Raw genomic sequence first — 19,521 nt, forward strand, 5'->3', positions numbered from 1 at the left:
AATAAAAACTAGACAATTTTTTAAAAAAAGTGTTTTTTTTTGTCTTGCTAGCTCGATTTTTCTATCATAAGATTTTCACATAAAAAAAAGGAGAAAAATAAATGAAAAGACTATTAGTAGTATTATTAATGTGTTGTTTTAGCCTATCAATGATGTTTTCGAATGGGAAAAGTGAAGAATCTTCTGATCCAGTAATGGATTGGCCTCAAGAGCCAATAACTGTTATTTGTCCTTGGGCTGTAGGAGGAGTTGCTGACCTTGTTAATAGGAAAGCTGCCGTTTATGGAGAAGAATTATTAGGACAACCAGTATTAGCCACAAATGAATTAGGAGCTGGTGGTAATGTAGCTTTAACTAATTACTTAAAAAATGAACCCAATTCATATAATTTAATTTTTGGTGGTGAAGGTGGCTTTTCTATCGCTCCAAACGTAGATGGGAAAGAAGCAATCATGTTCAAGTATGATGATTTTGAGCCAATTATGAATATGTATTCTGCAATTTTTGTAATGACCGCAGATGCTGATTTAAATATTACAAATCTTGATGAATTAAAAGAATATGGCAAAACACATGATTGTAAAGTTGCGGTAAATGGAATTGCAGGTTCTGAAGCTTTTTTAGCAAAAGCCTTATTTAAAGAATTAGGAATAGATGTAACATTGGTAAGTTATAATGGTGCTAATTTAGCATTGGATGCAGTTTCTAAAGGAGAAACAGCTTTTGCAATTTCTCATCAATCACAAGCAAGAGGCGCAGTAGAAGGTGGCTTAATAACACCTGTAACAGTATTTAGTAAAGATCCAGTATCAAATGATTTATTTAAAGATGTAAAACCTGTTGGAGCATATGGAATTGATGCATATTATCCAAATACTTGTTTCTTACTAGCAAGGAAAGGAACATCTCCACAAATAATTGAAAAGATTAGAAATGCATATTTAACAATTATGCAAAAAGATGATGTTAAAGAATTATTTAATCAATTAATGATAGAACCAAGTGATTGGACTAGTGAAGATATGGATAATCATATCAACCATGTAATTGAAATTGTAAAAGAGAATCAATAGATAAAAATATTTAAAATGAGATGGTCCAAATGGACCATCTTTAAATATTAAGGGAAAAATATGAACCGTTTTATAGAAAAAATAGATAAATTCATAGATGAAACATCTTTAAAATTAGAGAAGCATAAAGTTACTATACCAATAAATATAGTTGGGGCAATTTTATTTATTATAGTTTCGTCTATTTTGTTATCATTAGTTCCTTCTCAAATAAAAGTAAATACTACAGCACAAGTAACTGCTAGAACTTTTCCAGTTTTGATGTTGAGAATAGTCTTAATCTTTTCAATTGTTTTATTACTTAAAGATATAGTTTCATTAATAAGGAAACAAGAAATTGAAAGAAGAGAGTTCAATTTATTAAATGAAGTTAAATTTTTAATAATCCTAGGTGAATTAATAATATTTTTAGTTTTGCTTCATTTCACTAATTTTATTTTAAGTTCAATCATTTTTGGAATTTTAATGCTGTTTTATTTTAGAGCAAAAAAGGTATCTAGCTATTTAATTATAATACTTGCTGCTATATTGATTGGATATTTATTTCAAAACGTCCTTAATGTGCGTTTACCATAGGAGAATTAATAATGGATTTATTTTTGCAAGGAAGTGCTTTATTATTTAATCTTCCAAATTTTATATATATGAACTTAGGCTTACTTCTAGGTGTTATCTTTGGTGCAATTCCAGGATTAACTGTTATACTATGTATAGTTTTATTTTTACCATTTACATATTCTCTAGGTGCAATTGAATCATTTATGTTTCTGCTTGGAATATATTGCGCTGGCTCATATGGAGGCTCAATTTCTGCAATATTAATTAAAACTCCTGGTACACCTCATGCTGCTGCAACAATGTTAGATGGTTATCCTTTAACTCAAAAAGGACATAGCATGAAAGCCTTAAATGTTGCTCTTAACTCCTCAACATATGGTGGAATTTTTTCAGCAGTAGTGCTGTTATTTTTTGCACCACAAGTTGCTAAATTTGCTCAAATGATGGGAACTCCTGAATACTTTTTAATTTGTGCCTTTGGGTTAACAATAATTGCAGGAGTGTCTGGAAATAATTTAATTAAAGGGATAATAACTGGGGCCTTTGGACTATTTCTTTCAACAATTGGAATAGATGCAATGTCGGGAGGAACAAGGTTTATATTTAATAATATTAATCTTTATTCTGGAATTGCTTTAGTAATTTCACTTATAGGTTTATTTGCCTTATCTGAAGTTTTAGCAAAAAGCGAAAAACAAGAGAAGAAGAAAAAAGTAGATACAACTTTACTTAAAAAAAATGATGGAAAATTAAGCAAAGAAGAAAAAAAATCAATAAGAAAACCTATGATATTATCTGGGATTATAGGAGTAATAATTGGGATTATTCCAGGAACTGGTGCTTCTATGGCTAGTTTTTTTAGTTACGATAGAGCTAGAAGAATGAGTAAAAAAAGTGAAGAATTTGGAAAAGGTTCAATTGAGGGAATAAGTGCTTGTGAAACTGCAAACAATGCAGTTACAGGAGCTACTTTAATTCCATTACTTACTATGGGTATACCAGGAGATGGTTCTGTAGCAATAATGCTAGGAGCCCTTATGATAAATGGTTTAACTCCAGGTCCAAATTTATTCGTAGAAAATGGACCAATTATGTATGCTATTATGATTGGGTTAATATTTGTAAATTTATTTATGTTTTTACAAGGAAAATTTTTAACAAAATGGTTTGCTAAAATTATCTCAGTTCCAGTTTCTCTATTAACTCCAATTATAGTTATGTTTTGTTTTGCCGGGGCTTTTAGTGTAAATGCGTCTTTATTTGATGTAGGAATAACACTAGTTTTTGCTCTTATCGCATATATAGTAAATAAATTTGGATTTTCCACAATACCTATTTTACTAGGGTTAGTTTTGGGATCTTTAACAGAAGAGAATTTTAGAAGATCATTAGTTTTAAGTGATGGTAGTTGGTCTATATTTGTTTCGAGTCCAATATGCATATTATTTTTACTATTTATCATAATTACTGTCTTTTTAATCATAAAAAGTCAAATAAGAAATAACAACAAAGGAGAGAGAAGTGAACAAGACTAATATTGTTGTTTATTTTTCAGATCAACAACGCTCAGATACAATAGGCTGTTATGGACAACCTTTGGATATTACTCCAAATGTAGATAAACTTGCAAAAGAAGGAATATTATTCGAAAATGCGTTTTCGCCACAACCTGTTTGTGGCCCATGTAGGGCAATATTTCAAACAGGCAAATATGCTACTGATACAGGTTGTTTTAGAAATTCAATAGCCTTGCCTCAAAACTCAAAAACAATAGCACATTACTTAGAAGATGCGGGGTATGAAACAGCTTATGTTGGAAAATGGCATTTAGCCTCTACTGGAAATTTAGAAGAAAAACCATATCAAGACTATCAAACTATTGCTATTCCAAAAGAGTTAAGAGGTGGATATAGTGGATATTGGAGAGCAAGTGATTTATTAGAATTTACTTCAGATGGTTATGGTGGATATGTTTTTGATGAAGATAATCAAAAATGTGAATTTAAAGGATATAGATGTGATTGTATAACAGATTATGCTATTGATTTTGTAAAACAATATGATAAAGAAAAACCTTTTATGCTCTTTTTATCACATATCGAACCACATCACCAAAACACAGCTCATCATTATCAAGGTCCAATTGGAAGTAAAGAGAAATACAAGGACTTTATTTTGCCAAAGGATTTAGAGGTTTTAAAAGGTGATGCTGAACAAGAATATCCAGATTATTTAGGGCAATGTAATTCTTTAGATGCAAATTTAGGTCGATTGATAGATGAGTTAAAGAACAAAGGTTTATATGATGATACAGTAATAATTTATGTGAGTGATCATGGTTCTCATTTTAATACAAGAAACAAGGATTCACACTTAAATGGATATGATGATTATAAAAGATCACCTCATGATGCATCCTTAAAGGTCCCCTTAATAATTGGAGGGGGAAAAATTCACAACTCTAAAGTAGTAAAAGATTTAGTAAGCACTGAATCTCTTGCAAAAACAATCCTTTCAATAGCTCAAGTTGAAGCAGATGAAGAATTAATTGGTGAAAATCTTCTTGACGTGGTAAATAACAAAAATGATAATAGAGCTAATGAAGTATATGCACAGATTTCAGAGAGTAGAGTTGGCAGGTGTATTAGGACTGAGAGATATTTATATAGTATATATGCTCCTAATATTAATGGAGGAGAAAAAGCTTCGAGTACGAAATACTCAGATGACTATCTCTATGATATGAAAAATGATCCTTATCAATTAAATAATTTGATTTGGGATACTCAATATGATGAAATCAAAAATGAGTTAAGAGATAAGTTAAAAGCTTGGATAAAAAAAGTTGAAAAAATAGAAGTAGAAATTAATTAAAAAAATGAGAATATAGATGGCAAAGAAATTTAAGAAAGATATTATTTATGATTATATAAAAATATTTATTGAGCAGAATAAGTATAATTCAATAAAGAAAATACCTTCTGAACCTTATTTATGTTCAAGATTTCAAGCCAGTCGTGAGACAGTTAGGAGAGCCTTAGATCAGTTAAAAGAAGAAAATATAATATTTTCAGTTAAAGGATCAGGGACGTATTTTAAGCCTGTAGCTATCCAAAATAATATAATTGATAATAATTGTAGATATAGGATAGCTACAATTATACAAGGTCAAGATAAGTTTGCGAATAAACTTTTTTTAAAAGGATTAAGGGAAGAAATTGATAATAAAAATATAGAGCTTAGAATATTTTATACAGATAATAAATTTTCAAATGAAAGGGATTGCTTAAAAGCCTGTGTAAAAGGCTTTGATGGTTTAGTAATTGATGGAGTTAAAGCTAGTTTGATGAATCCAAATTTAGAAATTTATCAAAAAATTGAGCAAAAAAACATCCGTGTTATTTTCTATAATAATTATTATCCAGAGACAACTTTTCCAAAAGTCATAATTGATGATAAAAAATGTGCACATCAATTAGTCAAGCAAATTGTAGAAGAAGGTCATAAAGATATAGCTGGAATATTTTTTTGTGATAATTATCAAGGCACTCAAAAGTATAGAGGGTTTATTGAAGCTTTAAATAAATATAATATTGAAATAAAAGATGAAAATATTAAGTGGATTTTTAGTGAAAACCTTGATGATGATAAAGAATTTGATAGAGTCATTTCTAAATTTTTAAAGAAAAATAGAAGTAGTGCAATAGTATGTTGTAATTTTATGATATTAAAACATATACAAAATCGAACAAAATATCCTAGAAAGTTAGCATGTTTTGATTATTCTGGAGATAAATGGAAAGAAGAAAATATATTATGCTCTATATCTCCTTCTTTTGAAGTTGGTAAAAAAGTTGGTAAAAATATATTAAGAATGCTAGAAGATAGAAATTTTAAGATACATGATTATTCCTATGTCTTTAAACCAACAATTTATTATCCATAATTTTGTAATATTAACTCATGATATTTACAATCATAATTATAGCTGCAGCTAAATTTGTAGTAGCAAATATTTTCTTTAAGTTTTTAGGTTTGCTTTTTAGGGCAAATTTTCCACCAATAATACCGCCTAAAATTGCTACAATACTTAAAGGAATAGCTAAAGAAGGATTAAAATCACCATTCAAGCTATGTCCGATAAATCCCATTAGTGCTGTTGCAGCTACCATTGCAGATGATGTTCCAACTGCAATAGACATGGGAATCCCACAAAGCATTACCATCATAGGGATTTTGAAAGCTCCGCCAGATATTCCAATAGCACCTGAAAAGAAACCAACTGTTGCTGTAATTGGAAGAATTATCCATAAATTAACACTATAGTCGAACTCACCAAAATGTCTATTCCATCTACCAAAAGCCTTTTTTTGAACTAAAGGTTTTTCTTTAACAGGAAGGTACATAAAGATAGATATTAGAATTAAAAAGCCTGCAAACATTAATTTCAAGGTAGTTCCTTCGAAAGAAGAAGAAAAATATCCTCCAAAGAATGCCATTATATCAGTAGGTGGATCTATTATTAGTGCTAGTTTCCAATCAATTCTTTTATTTTTATGGAAAATTAACATTGATGCTAAGGAAGTCCCCATCATAATTAACTGCGAAGTTGTCGCAGCATTATGCATAGATACACCAGCTAATACCATAACTAGTACATAAAAATTACCACCACCTTTGCCAACCATAGACATTGTTATAGCTATGATAAATATTATTAGGCTTATTATAAATAGAGTGTTCATATAACTAGTTTATCAATTTGGAAATTGAATCTTTGTTTTTTAAAGCGAAACCTGGTTTAATATAAGAGGCAATATCAGAGATGCTATCTAAAAGTATTTTTACATCTTCATAACCCTTTAGTTGCAAATAAGCTGCAGTAATAGTAGCTCTTGTTGCAGAAGAGCAAAATAGAACAATAGTTTTATTTTTTGGAATTTCATTTATACGATCTGGAATTTGTGAAATAGGAATATTAGTTGCAAAGTTGAAACTTACTAATTGGTTTTCTTCTTCAGTCCTTACATCAAGAATAAAAGCAGAATTTTCTTTTTTTGCTTTTATCATTTCATCGAAGTTAATTTTGTGTTTGCCTTTTCCAAAATATCCTAAGTCATAGTTTTTAAGTAAGTCATCAAAGTCTTTCATCTTTTAAGCTCCATTTTAACTTTAATTTTTAAATTTAATATTTTCAAACTTAAAACCTATATCTTTCAAATCTTGGCAGCATAATCCACTATTTTTATATTTTTTAAGTTTGTTTATATCCATTTTGAAAACTGTTTCATTTTCTAAGTCAAAAAAGAGCAGTTTATTTAAGAAAGAATAAGCTTCAAAATTAGGTAAATTAAGTTCATAATAAACCCATTGAGCTTTTTTATTAGGAATGATTAATTCATAGAGTTTTAGTTTTTCTAAATGTTTTGATGCATTAGGTTGTTTGATATCTAGTAAAGTTTGTAGTTCTCCTACACAAAGGGGACATTCTTTTAATAGATTTAATATTCTTAATCTATTGGTATCAGATAAAATTTTTAATAATGTGATAGCATCCATGTTAGTCTCTTACAAATTTATTCTTATATGATTATATAGTGATATATTATGATTTAATAAATTTTCTGTCAAATAGATAAAGGACCATATTTATAAAAAAAAACAATTATTGACAAATTTATATTTTTTGTTATATAGTTAGTTACTGAAGTAATTAACTATATAACATAAAGGATAGCTTATGGAATTTAAACAAAATGATATTCCTCTTTATATCCAGATAGCGAAAGGCTTAGAAGATAATATTTTCACAGGTCTTTATAAAGAAGGAGAGCAAATTCCCTCAACCACAGAAATTTCAATAGGGTACAATATCAACCCTGCAACTGTATTAAAGGGAATGAATCTTCTTGTGAATCAAGAGATAATCTTTAAGAAAAGAGGTGTTGGCATGTTTGTAAGTGAAGGTGCTAGAGAAAAAATAAAAATTAAGAGAATGAGTTTATTTAAAGATAATTATATTGACCCTTTAATCAAAGAAGCTAGAAACCTTGGTTTTGATAAAAACGAATTAATTGAAACAATTAAAAAGGAAATAGACAATGAAGCTACAAGTAAATAATATTTCTAAACATTTTTCTAATATTCAAGCATTAGATAATATATCAGTAGAATTTGAAACCGGTAAAATTTATGCTCTTTTAGGCAGAAATGGAGCTGGTAAAAGTACTTTAATGAATATTATTACTAATAGAATATTTCCTACTTCTGGAAATATAAGCCTTGATGGTGACGTTATTTATGGGAAGGATGATCTCTTGAGAAAAGTTTTTCTAATGGGAGATGATGATTTTTTTGGTGGAATTTCATGCTTAAAAGCTTTTAAAATGGCCAAGCATTTTGATGAAGATTTTGATTATGATTATGCACTAGAGCTAGCAAATGATTTTGATTTAAAAATCAAAACAGACATAAATAAACTATCAACTGGGTATAGTTCAATTTTTAAAGTTATATTAGCTTTATGTTCAAGTGCTAATTTTGTTTTATTTGATGAGCCAGTGTTGGGTTTAGATGCTCCTCATAGAGATATGTTTTATAAGCTTTTATTAACTTCTTTTTTAGAAAAAGAGGAAAAACAAGATATTTGTTATATTGTAAGTACCCATCTAATTGATGAAATAGCTAATTTAGCTCATGAAGCAGTTATTCTTAATAATGGTAAAGTCATTTCTCAAGGTAATATAGATGAATTAACTAATAGCGTTACAGAAGTTATTGGCCCAAAAGACTTAGTAGATGTTGCAATTGAAGGAGCTAAGATACTTGGGATTAATAAAGTTGGTAAAATTTATTCAGCCTATGTTACTGGTAATATAAAAACAATAGAAGGTGTAACCGTAAAACGTGTTGATCTTCAAAGAATGTTTATTGAAACAACAAAAGGAAATTAATAATGGATATAAAAAAAACTTATTCATATTTTGTAAAAGAAAATTTTAAAACAACAGGCTTTGTCTATTTAATTACAGTTGCAGTCACTTTCTTAGTTTTTTTATTTGCTTTAATAGTTGGAGAAACTTTTTCAGTTTCTGATTTAGCTGACTTAATTCCAAATTTATTTATAGTCTCAATAGTATCCTTTGTTTTAAGTATAATATTTAATAGGACAATGGACTTAGCTTGTAATCAGTTTGGTAGAAGTAGAACAACTGCATATCTATCCAATATTCTAGTAATTGTTTCTATTTCAGTTGTTATGGCTTTGATTTTTTCAACTTTAGATGTTTTATTCTATAAGAGTGCATACGAACAGTACTTACAATCTCATAACTATTTATTGAAAATAAATACTAGATTCTCAACATTATATGTTGGTTCAGATATTCAATATATATCGCCTTTTTCATATTGGTTATACAACTTTACATATTATACTTTTATAGAAATAGCTTTTTCTGCTGCTGGAATTTTTTTCTATTCTCTCTGGACTAGATTAGAAAAATTCTATCGTTGGATAGTTTTTGTTGTGATACCAGTTATTTGTGCCTATTTAATTCCTAAAATTCTAATTAGTTATTTTTTAAATACAAATAATCCTGTTAGATTTTTTGAGAAAATAATATATTTCTTTGGTTTAGATAAGGGTTTTTCATATCACTTTGCTTTAGTATTTACCCTTATTTGTATAATTCCTGGTTTAATAATTTCATATTTCATAATGAGAAAAAAGCCTTTATATGGTAAGAAAAAATAAAGACTTTTAGAAAATGAAATTGCCTCCAGATTTATTCTGTTTGAATAAGAGTTTGGAGGCTTTATTTATGTGATATAATCACTTATATATTTATTGTTTTTGTTTATAGTAATGTAAACGTATATCGGAGGCATATATTTTGAAGAAAAATAAAGGAAAGAAGTTGTATAATTTATATGAAGCTTTCATGCATTTATTAAGAGCTTTTACTACAATTAAATATTTAAGTAGAGCTAAAAGAAATAATATTATAAGCGAACAATTCCAAGAAAGATTGATGTTGGCTGTAACAGAAGTAAATGGTTGTGCCCTCTGTTCATATGCTCATACAAAAATGGCCCTTGAAGCTGGGCTATCTGAAGATGAAATTTCAAAACTTTTAGAAGGTAGTAATCAAGAACACACTCCAAAAGATGAATTAAACGCTATTCTTTTTGCTTCCTATTATGCAGAATGCAGAGCAAAAGTTGATAAGAATATTTGGAATAAAATTGTTGAAGAATATAAAATAGATAAGGCTTTAGGTATTCTCGCTGCTATAAGGATTATTACAGTTGGAAATGTTTATGGTATTGCATTAGGTTCTTTTATATCAAGATTTAAAAAAGATAAGAGTAAACGTGATAGCAGAACTAATTTATTTTATGAGTTACTAATGCTTTTAACCTTTGTTCCATTTAGTATAATCGCATTAGTTCTTTCATTTATATTAAGAATTTTCAAAGTGAAGTTCATTTGATTTTTTAATAATTGAGTCTGCTACACTGTAAGCTGTAGACCAACAAGCTTGTAAATTATAGCCACCACAGTCTCCACAAAAATCTAAAACCTCTCCACAAAAATAAAGATTTTTATTTAATTTAGATTCTAAAGTTTTATTATCTATTTCTTTTAAATTTACTCCTCCAGATGTTGCCATTGCACCTTTAAGTTGACCTTTTAATGATATCTCTAATTCCCATCGCCTTAGTTTTTCATTGATTAAATTTATTTTTTTATTTGAAATATCTAAACATTTTTTATCTTCTATTTTAAGTGAAACTAGAATGTAAGAAACTAATCTTGAAGGAAGTTGTGTTTGGTTTTTTATAACAGTTGATAATAGTTTTGAGCTATTATCTTTTTGTATTTGGCAATTTAAATTTAAATAAATTGTTTGTTTTGATGCTGCATATTTTGAAATATCTAAGACAATAGGGCCTGAAATTCCAATTCTTGTAAATATTAAATCATCTGTATTTTTATATAATATTTTCTTTTTTGTTGATGTATCAAAAAAAGATATAGTGACATTCTTTAAAGAAATCCCTTCAATTTTATTTACATCTTCACTAGTGATTTTAAAACTGGCTAAACCAGGTTTTAACTCAACTATAGAATGATTAAAGTTTTTTGCAAAAATATACCCATCTCCTGTTGATCCGGTTGAGGGGTAAGACATTCCTCCACTAGCTATTACAAGGTTTGTAGCTTTATATTTTTCATTAACAATATAAAAATCTTTATCTTTAGACATCATTTCAACTTTAGTATTCGTTAATAGAGTATATTTTTCATCTAAAAGAAGATCTAAAACAGCTCTAGCGTTTTTAATTCTGGGGAAAACTTTTCCATCTTCTCTAGTTATTAGAGAAAGACCTCTTTTCTCAAACCATTCTTGAGTTTTTTCAGGAGAAAGGAGTGCAAAACTTGATCCCAAAAATTGTCTAGCCTTATCATAATGTTTTAACATTTCAAAGCTACTTGAATTCCTAGTCAAATTACACATTCCACCTCCTGTTAGCAATAATTTTTTAGCTGGAGAATCCATTTTTTCTAAAACTAAAGTTGAGATATTGTTTTCGGCAAGATTTTTTGCAAGAAATAAACCAGAGGCACCACCTCCGACAATTATTGTGTTATATGTCTTCATTTAAATTAATCCAAAAGATTTTAGAGTTTCTCTAGGTACAAAATCATCTAATAAATTTAAAGTTTCTTTTTTTATTTGAACTAAAATATACATAGAGCCTTCTTTTAATATTGCTGAAAATCCTTGTGGGGTAGAATTGGTTGTAACATTAGTTTGAATTTCACTACCATCAAAAGACCCCTTACCTTGAGATGCTAAAAATTCTTTAAAATTCCATTTATTAACATCGTAGGTACTCTCTAGTTGTTCTTCAATATCATCTGGAAGGTTAACAAAGAAATCTATATTAGTTACTTTTTCTACTTCATCAACACTTACCGCATAATCTTCTAAGTCTTTATCAGCTTTTTTATTTGGTAGTAAAAATCCAATAGCTTTAATTTCTGGGTTAGTATAGTCTAATACAACTTTATAATAATAATTAGGTACAGCTACTTTATTTTCCCCAATAGTTTTATAAGGACCATCTGTTAGAACTGGACCTGTAGTAACATAGATTAGGTAATTATCGTCAGCAAAAGTCCTAACACAGCCTTCTAAATCAGCCCAAATTCTTCTGTTAAAATCAGGATCTTGTGGACTCATATTACTCATATAAAAAGAATCAGACATTGCTGTTTCACTTTCTTTTTGATCGGCAGCAGGGCAGAGATGACCTCTATCATATCCACTACCTTTATAATCCTCTAAACTAGCACTACCTGTTTTGATAGCTGGATCTTCTTTAAAATTATCTTTCCTTTCATAAGGTCCATAAAGTTCGTTTTGGGTTAGTTTATATGCAACATAGCTAGCTTGTTCATATTGTTCATTATAGCTTAAAGTGTATCCTTCATGTTGAACTATCTGTTCCCCTTCAATAGGTTTAGGTAATTCAAGATTTTCAATATTTTTAACTTGAAGGGAAATTGTTTGTTCTTGTTCCCATTCATCTTCACTAGGTGCAATAAATAGGGAAAGAATAGACAAAACTAGTAGAATTACTACTAGAAGAAGTATGTTTTTTATAGTTCTTTTTAAAGAACTCTTTTTTTTTGCCATAAAAAAATCCTTTGATTCAATTATAAGTTTTCGTTAATATAACTTATTAGAAAGTTTATGTCTTTATTTTATATTGTATACTAATAAATTTTAATTATAAATATACTTTAGTTTTTGTTTTCAATTTTTAGATAAGATTTTAACTTTTGTTTATTCTTTATCCCTATAATAATAAATAAGAGTATCAATCCAAAGGTTTCAAAATATTTTGCAATAGGTAATTCATTTCTTTCAATAAAAAGAGGGATAGAAGCAAGAGCAGAATTTTCATAAGTACTAAAAAAGGTTATTACAAAATTATTAGCTAAGTGAATAGCAATTGATATTTCTAATGAATTTGTTATAAAAATTGAAAAAGTTGCAAAACTACCGAATATAAAATAATAAGTAATTGCACTAAAGAAGGATGCATCAACTTCTGGATTAAATAAATGTGGGATTATAAAAATTAAGCCAATTATAATTGATATGATAATAGAGAGAGCTAACCCATGTTTTTTATTTTTAAATCTATCATAATCTTTAATGATTATTTTAAGTAAAACGCCTCTAAAAAGTATTTCTTCTGCTACAACTTGTAATGGGGTTAATAAAAGAGTGATAAAAAATAAGATAATTCGTTCTTTCCATTTGTTTTGAATAAATTCAAGAGTATATAGATTAAAAACAGCTCCTAGAACTGTGATGAAAATAAGAAATATAAAGGAGAAAATAAAAGTCTTAGTAAAGAGTGGTAAGTTAATTTTTCCACTATTATTTATAAGTTTACTAAACTTTATATTGTTGATATATTTAAAACAAAAGTAAAAACCGAGCCACATACTTAAAAAAGGAATATTTGCTCCAATATAGTTATATATTTCAGTATTGAAAAAAACGCCATTTTTATCTAAAAGATAAGAAGTTTTAGAATAGATATTAATTAAAGTTGAACCAAGTAATATCCAAAAAGCACATATAACAACAAAGGATAGGGCCCATAATATTCTATTATTTTTTGTATCTCTCATAATTTTTCCTTTTGTTTATGATAACTGAGTTTAAAAATAAATAAAAGGTAATTTAATTTATAAATTAAATTTTGTGGTGTATAATAATATTAATAGTTCAAGTGATAAATAGGAATTAATATGAATAGAAAAATCATTTTTGAAGAATTAAATAAAGGTAGAGTTTGTGTCTTCCATAATGAAGTTGTAGCTAGAAATTTTGCTATAGAATATGCATATGAATATGGTGTAATAGAAGCAAATAAAGCTATATCTTATGATACATTTAAAGACTATTTTTTACCAAATCATGATGATTTAACTCAAGTAAATAATCAAATACGTGAGTTTTTTATCTTAGATTTTTTATCTAAAAATAAGCTTGAATATTTAATTAGTAACGATTATCCAGAATCTATTGGTAGATTTACGTCATATTTAATTAATATTATAAAACAGTTAAAAACAGCTATAGAGAGTGAAGTTTTTGAAACTCTAGAAGAGCCTTTTAAGAGAGATGTTAAATTATTATATTCTTCATATACTACGTTTTTGAAAGAGAGAAAATTATTTGAACCTAATTTTGAAGATCCATCTCTTTCTTTTGCTCCTAAGGAAGTTTTAGAAAAAGAATATTCAATTATAGCAGCAGATACAAAACCAGGTTGTAAAAGATTTTTTAATAAATTGAAAAATCCAAAGTTCATTCATTTTATAAATGTTAATGATCAAGATGAAATGTCTGAAAATTATAAAAATAATAGTAAGTTAATAACTTTTAATAATTCTGATGCATTGCAAAATACTTTATTTAGAGAGATAAAGAAATTACTTGATGGTAATATTCTCCCACGAGATATTGCAATTACCCTTTGTTCTTTTGATTCTGATATCCAAGACATAGAGCTTGGTGCTAAGAGATTTAACATCCCAATATCAAAATCTAAAGGATACAGCCTTAATAAATATCCAGGTGGCAAATATTTAAATTATCTTTCAAATCTTTATGATAATAATTTTGCTCTTGATGATATGAAAAGCTTTTTTTTAGAGAGGTCTTTTCCTTTCGAGAATATGAGTTTGAATCGACGTCTTATAAGATATGCAATAGATGCAAATATTGATCATGGAAGCAATAAATATGAATCTGATTATTGGATAGCAAGATTAAAAAAAGATAGAGAATTATTTGATTTTTACAAGAGATTTAAAAATATAGTTATTAGGATTAACACAGTAGATAATATAGCAGATTTACAAATTGCTCTTCATAGTTTAGAAAATCTTATACTTCAAAAAGAAAAAGGTTGGATAGGAACAAAAGGAGAAAAAAGTTATAGGTTTGCAATAGATAAGTTGGATTTATTAAATACTTCAATGCAGCTTAGTGGCATAAAGAGTGCAAAACAAATTTTCAAAATATTTATAAGACTATTATCTGATGAAAATTATGTAGAGCAGGGAAAGAGAGATGGTATTAGAATCTTTGAATATCCTCTATCTGCTTCATTAGATATTCCCTATCATTTTGTTGTAGATATTAATCATAAAAGTTGTGAGGTTGTTGATAAACCTTTGTCACTATTACCACCAACAGTTGACGATCAAAATTTAAGAGAAGAAGAAGATTTAACTATAGCTGTAATTAAAGATTATTGTTTTAATAGTGGTATAACTTACTTCTTATATAGTGAAAAAACCTATGATGGCGCCCAAATTGCACCTTCATTTTTCATGGAAAATAATAATATAGTCAGCTCTCCTTTTTCATTAGATTATAAACCATATTTAGACGAAATTGAGCTTTGGACTTCTAATATAAATAATACTAAATTAACACATTATCAAACGCTCTCTATGAAAAAAGCCCTATTAAATGTCTTGCGTTTTTCTCCTTCTGGTTATGTAGATAAAAGGATTGAAAAAGACGTAAATGAAGTTATACTTGAAAAAATTAAAAGAGATGGTCTTTTAAATTTTTCAGCTACTAGCATTAATTTATTTAATAAATGCCCATATGCTTTTGCTCTAAAATATTTATTTAGTGTCGATAAGCAAGATTATAATGTAGTTCAATATGATCCAATGGAGATTGGAACCATTATCCATAAAGTCTTTCAAGCTTTTTTTACTAAAGTTCAAGAAGAAGATAAACAATTTTATAGTGCAAATAAAGATAAATACATAGAGTGGTTAGAAAATTTTAAAAATCAATATTTGCAAGAGTATTTTGAAAGTACTAAGTCGCCACCAATTTCCACACAAATATATATTTTAGATAAATATAAAAATATGTCGAGAGAGTTTATTGAGGCTGAAATAAAGAAATTCAATACTTGTAAATCTGAGTATATGGAAGAATCTTATGTCTCTAAAGAACAAATTGAAATAGATAACAAACCTTTCTTTTATTCTTTACAAGGGAAAATTGATAGAGTTGTAAATATAGGAGAAGGTGAGTTTGCTATTGTTGATTATAAAACAGGTAGTACGCCAATAGGCTCAACTTGGCATAAAAAAGCCTATGAAAATAGGAGAGAAGATTTTCCGGATTATCAATTCCCATGTTATAAAAAATTATTAGAGAAGAAAGGTGCTGCTGTTGTTAATGCCTGTTATTATTCAGTTTCAAAAGGTTCATATTATGATATGTGGAAAGAAGGTTATCCTGTAGAGCTTAAAGAAATAGATTGGACTTTTGATTATGTTATGGAATCAATATTAAAGCAAATAATAAATGGAGAGTTTATGACCACTCCTTCCGATATAAATTGTCAAAATTGTAATTATAGACAAGTTTGCAGAAAGAGGTACTCAACAAAATGATAAATAATTTAGATATTGAAGATTTACTTCAAAATAAACATAGATTAACAAAAGAACAAAAACAAGCTGTCGAATGTTTTGATAATTGTGTAGTAAAAGCCGGAGCTGGTGCTGGTAAAACGACAGTCCTTTCATATAGATTTTTGAATTTAATCCTTCAAAATCAAGCTAATTGTGATGAAATTTTAACTTTAACCTTTACCAAGAAAGCCGCTGCTGAAATGTATGAAAGAATTTATAAACAATTATTGAAAATTAAAGATAAAGTTCCTATTATGACTAAGCAGTTTGCTTTATTTCCTAAGGCTACTATTTCTACAATTGATTCATTTTGTAATCAGATTGTTAAACAAGATTGTATTAGATATGGAATTCCAAGTGATTTTGTAATTGATAATAACAAGGCTTCTCAAATTACTAAAAGATGTATCCAACAATTGATAGAAACAGAAGATATCTTACCAGGTTTTGAGTTTTTATCTAAAGCCTATCCCCCAGATAAGATTATTGATGATATTTTAGTTAAATTAGCTAATTCTTGTTTTTATTTTCCTCTAGAATTTGATAAAGAAGCTCTTTATCAAAATTATAATGATTTAATCAGTAGCGAAATAAATAAAAATGTAGAAAATCTGTTCAATCTTTTTCATATTATTGTTGAGAGTGATTGGGGTAAACTAACTCCTAAGGCCAAAGCTGCAATTGATGAAATAAATAATTATTATCAAGAGCTAGTTGAAAATGAAACAGATAGTAATAAGTTTTTTGAAAAGTTAAGTAATATAAATATTCCAGTTCCACGCAAATCTTCAAATCCTTTAACAGTTGAATTAGGTCAAAATTGTAGAGATTTAAAAGAAACAATTTTAGATTTAAATAGTTTGTTTTTTATTAAGCAAAATAATCATTTAGAAGAGGTTGTCTCTGCTTTAGAAGTTTTGAAAGATATGATCTTTTTAGAAAAGAGAAAGGCTGGTATTTTAACTTTTAGTGATATTTCTCATCTTGCTGTGGATATTTTGATTAAAAATAAAAAGATTCGTAGAATTTATAAAGATAAATTTAAGTTTATAATGGTTGATGAATTTCAAGATAATAACCAACTTCAAAAGGATTTGACATATTTATTAAGCGAAAAAAAGAGTGAGTTTAATGATGGAGTTCCAACAATCTCTTCTGTAGAAAAAAGAAAACTTTTTTTTGTTGGTGATGAAAAACAAAGTATATATAGATTTAGAGATGCTGATGTTTCAGTTTTTAAAGCTCTTTCTGATGAGATAGAAAGTAGTGGAGGGCGTGTTATTAATTTGGGAGTAAATTACAGAAGTGAACCTAAATTAATCGATTTTTTCAATATAACATTTAGTAAAATTTTTGAAAATGCTACACAACCTTTTGAAGCAGAATTTGAATCTTTAAGGGCAAGAAATCCAATTGAAGGAATTAAGCCAAAAATTGAACTTTATATTAAAAGTGAAGAAAGTGATTCATTAATTTCAGATGATGAAGAGAGTGCCTCTTCTTGTGCTTGTGAAGCCACAAAAATAGCAAAAATTATATTAAGAATGCTTAATAGTGATGATTATTTAATACCTTCAAAAGATGGTTTAAAAAGACCAGAGGTTGATGATATTGCGATATTGATGAGAAATAAAACTCATCAAATTGAATTTGAAAAAGCTCTTAGAGCTAAAAATATCCCATTTATAATTCAAGACAATAAAGCTTTTCCTTTAGAAGCTCTTACTAATGATGTATATAATATTTTACAACTTATTATTTATCCTGATGATAAATTAGCCTACACAAGCGTGTTAAAGGGCCCTCTAGGTGCAATTAGTGAAAAAACGATATTATTATTGTTGAAGAATTTTGATTGTGAAAATCTCTTTAATTTTGATGTTGCCCTAGATAATGAAGAGCAAGATAGATTAGTAAGTCTTAAAGAGACTTTTGATCAATTAATTGATTTATCCAAAGATAATGATATATCAACTTTATTAAATTTTATTTGGTGGGAAGCAGGTTTAAGATATTATTATATTTGTGAACCAAACTACCATTTGTATATAGATAACTTTGATTATTTATATAGATTAGCTAAAAAATATGATGATAACCAATTATCTTTATCAGTTTTCTTAGATGACTTGCGAAGTAATTTAGGATCTTCTTCTACAGAAGAGGAAGTTCCTCTTTTAAAAGAAAAGGCTAAGGGTGTTCAGATTATGACAATTCACAAATCAAAAGGTCTTGAATTCCCAATTGTCATAGTAGCTAATATGGGTTCTGTTATTAAGGATAAACCCGTAAGTTTTTCAGTCGAAAATAATATACCTGTTCCAAAACATTGTCTTTCAATAGATAAAAAAACTAAAGGTGTTAAGTATGATAGCATCTTTATAGATAGAGCTAAAGCTCTTAGAAAAGAAATGGAATTAGCAGAAATTAAAAGAGTTTTATATGTTGCTTTAACTAGGGCAAAAACTCATTTAATTATGACATCTTCTATAAGAAGTAATATTGATAAAGAGATAGTAGATAACAAAGATAAGTCATTGTTAGCAATGATTTATAATGCGGCTTTAGATAATAATAATGAAATTATTGATTTATTGGATTTAAAGGATATTGAAGTTGTAAGTGCTTATGAAAATTATGTAAAAGTTGAAAAAAAACCTATTATTGAAAGAGAGCAATTTTTAAAAAATCAAAAATTTTATCAAGTATGTGAAGATAATTATGATACAGATTTGAAGAATATTGGCGTTACAACTTTATTTGGCCATAAAGATGATGGAAATTTCGAGGGGGGAGAACCTCTTGCAGAATCTAAAGTTGATTATTTGTTACAGACGCTAAGTGAAGAAAATGATGAGGTTTATACTGATTTTGGAATTCTTTGTCACCTTTATGTACAGTCTTTAATTCTAAATAAGCCTTTATTACCTCTTTTAGATGAAAATGTTTTATCTAAGGGCTCATCTCTCTCTAAATTATCAGTGACACAAATTGATTTAATTGAATCGATAGCTAGAGAATATGCTTTTGAATTTAAGAATAGTGATTTCTATAAAAAATATGTAAAAGATAATGACTGCAAATGTGAAGTTGGATTTTTTTCTAGAGTTGAAGATGAAAATAATAAAGTTTTTGTTGTTGAGGGGTTTATCGATTTATTAATTAAAGATAAAGATGATAATTACTTAGTTGTCGACTTTAAGACAGATAAATATAGAAATCCTGAAATACATAAGAAACAAATTGAAACATATATAACAGCTGTTAAGAGATTACATCCTAACAGCTGTGTAGAAGGTTGTGTTGTATATTTAAGAGAAAAAGATAGGGAATATTTTTATTAAA

At 27.8% G+C, this 19,521-nt stretch carries 17 protein-coding genes; 11 read left to right on the forward strand and 6 right to left on the reverse strand.

Features of this window, described 5'->3' with window-relative positions; genetic code table 11:
* Positions 1 to 101: 101 nt before the first annotated feature.
* The 5 genes from ACZ5SO_RS13735 to ACZ5SO_RS13755 are packed head-to-tail and all read left to right on the forward strand — an operon-like array spanning position 102 to position 5,577.
* On the forward strand, positions 102 to 1,073 hold the full coding sequence (locus ACZ5SO_RS13735; RefSeq protein WP_464625380.1) for a tripartite tricarboxylate transporter substrate binding protein: 972 nt from the start codon (positions 102 to 104) through the stop codon (positions 1,071 to 1,073).
* Between the two features lie 60 nt (positions 1,074 to 1,133).
* Positions 1,134 to 1,649 (forward strand): tripartite tricarboxylate transporter TctB family protein, encoded by a 516-nt coding sequence (locus ACZ5SO_RS13740; RefSeq protein WP_464625381.1) that lies wholly within the window; start codon positions 1,134 to 1,136, stop codon positions 1,647 to 1,649.
* Between the two features lie 11 nt (positions 1,650 to 1,660).
* A complete protein-coding gene (locus ACZ5SO_RS13745; protein WP_464625383.1) occupies positions 1,661 to 3,166 on the forward strand; it encodes a tripartite tricarboxylate transporter permease in 1,506 nt (501 codons plus the stop codon).
* Entirely contained in the window at positions 3,153 to 4,505 is a 1,353-nt protein-coding gene (locus tag ACZ5SO_RS13750; protein ID WP_464625385.1) for a sulfatase-like hydrolase/transferase, read from the forward strand. Before ACZ5SO_RS13745 ends, ACZ5SO_RS13750 begins: the two co-directional genes overlap by 14 nt.
* A gap of 16 nt (positions 4,506 to 4,521) precedes the next feature.
* Positions 4,522 to 5,577: a GntR family transcriptional regulator gene (locus tag ACZ5SO_RS13755; protein ID WP_464625386.1), complete on the forward strand. Its 1,056-nt coding sequence runs from the start codon at positions 4,522 to 4,524 to the stop codon at positions 5,575 to 5,577.
* Between the two features lie 10 nt (positions 5,578 to 5,587).
* Here the strand turns inward: ACZ5SO_RS13755 and ACZ5SO_RS13760 are convergent, their stop codons facing one another.
* Genes ACZ5SO_RS13760 through ACZ5SO_RS13770 form a run of 3 tightly spaced genes read right to left on the reverse strand, consistent with a single transcriptional unit; the run spans position 5,588 to position 7,190 of the window.
* The gene (locus ACZ5SO_RS13760; protein WP_464625388.1) at positions 5,588 to 6,376 is read right to left on the reverse strand and encodes a sulfite exporter TauE/SafE family protein; all 789 of its coding nucleotides are present in this window, start codon (positions 6,374 to 6,376) and stop codon (positions 5,588 to 5,590) included.
* Between the two features lie 4 nt (positions 6,377 to 6,380).
* Entirely contained in the window at positions 6,381 to 6,782 is a 402-nt protein-coding gene (locus ACZ5SO_RS13765) for a rhodanese-like domain-containing protein (protein WP_464625389.1), read from the reverse strand.
* A 21-nt stretch (positions 6,783 to 6,803) separates the two neighbouring features.
* Positions 6,804 to 7,190 carry an ArsR/SmtB family transcription factor gene (locus tag ACZ5SO_RS13770; protein WP_464625390.1) on the reverse strand — a complete coding sequence of 129 codons (387 nt, stop codon included), beginning with the start codon at positions 7,188 to 7,190 and terminating at the stop codon, positions 6,804 to 6,806.
* A gap of 181 nt (positions 7,191 to 7,371) precedes the next feature.
* Between ACZ5SO_RS13770 and ACZ5SO_RS13775 the strand changes: the two genes are divergently transcribed.
* From ACZ5SO_RS13775 to ACZ5SO_RS13790, 4 genes are all read left to right on the forward strand, one after another.
* Entirely contained in the window at positions 7,372 to 7,752 is a 381-nt protein-coding gene (locus ACZ5SO_RS13775; RefSeq protein WP_464625391.1) for a GntR family transcriptional regulator, read from the forward strand.
* A complete protein-coding gene (locus ACZ5SO_RS13780) occupies positions 7,733 to 8,584 on the forward strand; it encodes an ATP-binding cassette domain-containing protein (protein WP_464625393.1) in 852 nt (283 codons plus the stop codon). The genes ACZ5SO_RS13775 and ACZ5SO_RS13780 overlap by 20 nt, the downstream gene beginning before the upstream one ends.
* A 2-nt stretch (positions 8,585 to 8,586) precedes the next feature.
* On the forward strand, positions 8,587 to 9,387 hold the full coding sequence (locus tag ACZ5SO_RS13785; protein WP_464625394.1) for a hypothetical protein: 801 nt from the start codon (positions 8,587 to 8,589) through the stop codon (positions 9,385 to 9,387).
* A gap of 139 nt (positions 9,388 to 9,526) precedes the next feature.
* Positions 9,527 to 10,126, forward strand: coding sequence for a carboxymuconolactone decarboxylase family protein (locus tag ACZ5SO_RS13790; RefSeq protein ID WP_464625396.1), 600 nt, complete (start codon positions 9,527 to 9,529; stop codon positions 10,124 to 10,126).
* Here the strand turns inward: ACZ5SO_RS13790 and ACZ5SO_RS13795 are convergent.
* From ACZ5SO_RS13795 to ACZ5SO_RS13805, 3 genes are all read right to left on the reverse strand, one after another.
* The gene (locus tag ACZ5SO_RS13795) at positions 10,097 to 11,299 is read right to left on the reverse strand and encodes a BaiN/RdsA family NAD(P)/FAD-dependent oxidoreductase (RefSeq protein ID WP_464625397.1); all 1,203 of its coding nucleotides are present in this window, start codon (positions 11,297 to 11,299) and stop codon (positions 10,097 to 10,099) included. The two genes, ACZ5SO_RS13790 and ACZ5SO_RS13795, sit on opposite strands and share 30 nt — an antisense overlap.
* Complete coding sequence (locus tag ACZ5SO_RS13800) at positions 11,300 to 12,340, reverse strand: DNA/RNA non-specific endonuclease (RefSeq protein WP_464625398.1); 1,041 nt, start codon at positions 12,338 to 12,340, stop codon at positions 11,300 to 11,302.
* 107 nt (positions 12,341 to 12,447) lie between these two features.
* Positions 12,448 to 13,350, reverse strand: a complete 903-nt coding sequence (locus tag ACZ5SO_RS13805; protein WP_464625399.1) for a CPBP family glutamic-type intramembrane protease — start codon at positions 13,348 to 13,350, stop codon at positions 12,448 to 12,450.
* Between the two features lie 120 nt (positions 13,351 to 13,470).
* On the opposite strand from ACZ5SO_RS13805, the gene ACZ5SO_RS13810 reads away from it, so the two are divergent.
* Positions 13,471 to 16,155, forward strand: a complete 2,685-nt coding sequence (locus tag ACZ5SO_RS13810) for a PD-(D/E)XK nuclease family protein (RefSeq protein ID WP_464625400.1) — start codon at positions 13,471 to 13,473, stop codon at positions 16,153 to 16,155.
* Positions 16,152 to 19,520 carry a UvrD-helicase domain-containing protein gene (locus tag ACZ5SO_RS13815; RefSeq protein ID WP_464625401.1) on the forward strand — a complete coding sequence of 1,123 codons (3,369 nt, stop codon included), beginning with the start codon at positions 16,152 to 16,154 and terminating at the stop codon, positions 19,518 to 19,520. The genes ACZ5SO_RS13810 and ACZ5SO_RS13815 overlap by 4 nt, the downstream gene beginning before the upstream one ends.
* Position 19,521: the final 1 nt, after the last annotated feature.

It is taken from the genome of Pleomorphochaeta naphthae (genome assembly GCF_055396005.1).

Excerpts from the sequence above, each read along its gene's own strand:
- ACZ5SO_RS13775 (WP_464625391.1), top strand. The coding sequence starts at position 7,372 with ATGGAATTTAAACAAAATGATATTCCTCTTTATATCCAGATAGCGAAA.
- ACZ5SO_RS13765 (WP_464625389.1), bottom strand. The coding sequence starts at position 6,782 with ATGAAAGACTTTGATGACTTACTTAAAAACTATGACTTAGGATATTTT.
- ACZ5SO_RS13810 (WP_464625400.1), top strand. The coding sequence starts at position 13,471 with ATGAATAGAAAAATCATTTTTGAAGAATTAAATAAAGGTAGAGTTTGT.
- ACZ5SO_RS13745 (WP_464625383.1), top strand. The coding sequence starts at position 1,661 with ATGGATTTATTTTTGCAAGGAAGTGCTTTATTATTTAATCTTCCAAAT.
- ACZ5SO_RS13800 (WP_464625398.1), bottom strand. The coding sequence starts at position 12,340 with ATGGCAAAAAAAAAGAGTTCTTTAAAAAGAACTATAAAAAACATACTT.
- ACZ5SO_RS13740 (WP_464625381.1), top strand. The coding sequence starts at position 1,134 with ATGAACCGTTTTATAGAAAAAATAGATAAATTCATAGATGAAACATCT.
- ACZ5SO_RS13815 (WP_464625401.1), top strand. The coding sequence starts at position 16,152 with ATGATAAATAATTTAGATATTGAAGATTTACTTCAAAATAAACATAGA.
- ACZ5SO_RS13735 (WP_464625380.1), top strand. The coding sequence starts at position 102 with ATGAAAAGACTATTAGTAGTATTATTAATGTGTTGTTTTAGCCTATCA.
- ACZ5SO_RS13805 (WP_464625399.1), bottom strand. The coding sequence starts at position 13,350 with ATGAGAGATACAAAAAATAATAGAATATTATGGGCCCTATCCTTTGTT.
- ACZ5SO_RS13760 (WP_464625388.1), bottom strand. The coding sequence starts at position 6,376 with ATGAACACTCTATTTATAATAAGCCTAATAATATTTATCATAGCTATA.
- ACZ5SO_RS13770 (WP_464625390.1), bottom strand. The coding sequence starts at position 7,190 with ATGGATGCTATCACATTATTAAAAATTTTATCTGATACCAATAGATTA.
- ACZ5SO_RS13755 (WP_464625386.1), top strand. The coding sequence starts at position 4,522 with ATGGCAAAGAAATTTAAGAAAGATATTATTTATGATTATATAAAAATA.
- ACZ5SO_RS13780 (WP_464625393.1), top strand. The coding sequence starts at position 7,733 with ATGAAGCTACAAGTAAATAATATTTCTAAACATTTTTCTAATATTCAA.
- ACZ5SO_RS13795 (WP_464625397.1), bottom strand. The coding sequence starts at position 11,299 with ATGAAGACATATAACACAATAATTGTCGGAGGTGGTGCCTCTGGTTTA.
- ACZ5SO_RS13785 (WP_464625394.1), top strand. The coding sequence starts at position 8,587 with ATGGATATAAAAAAAACTTATTCATATTTTGTAAAAGAAAATTTTAAA.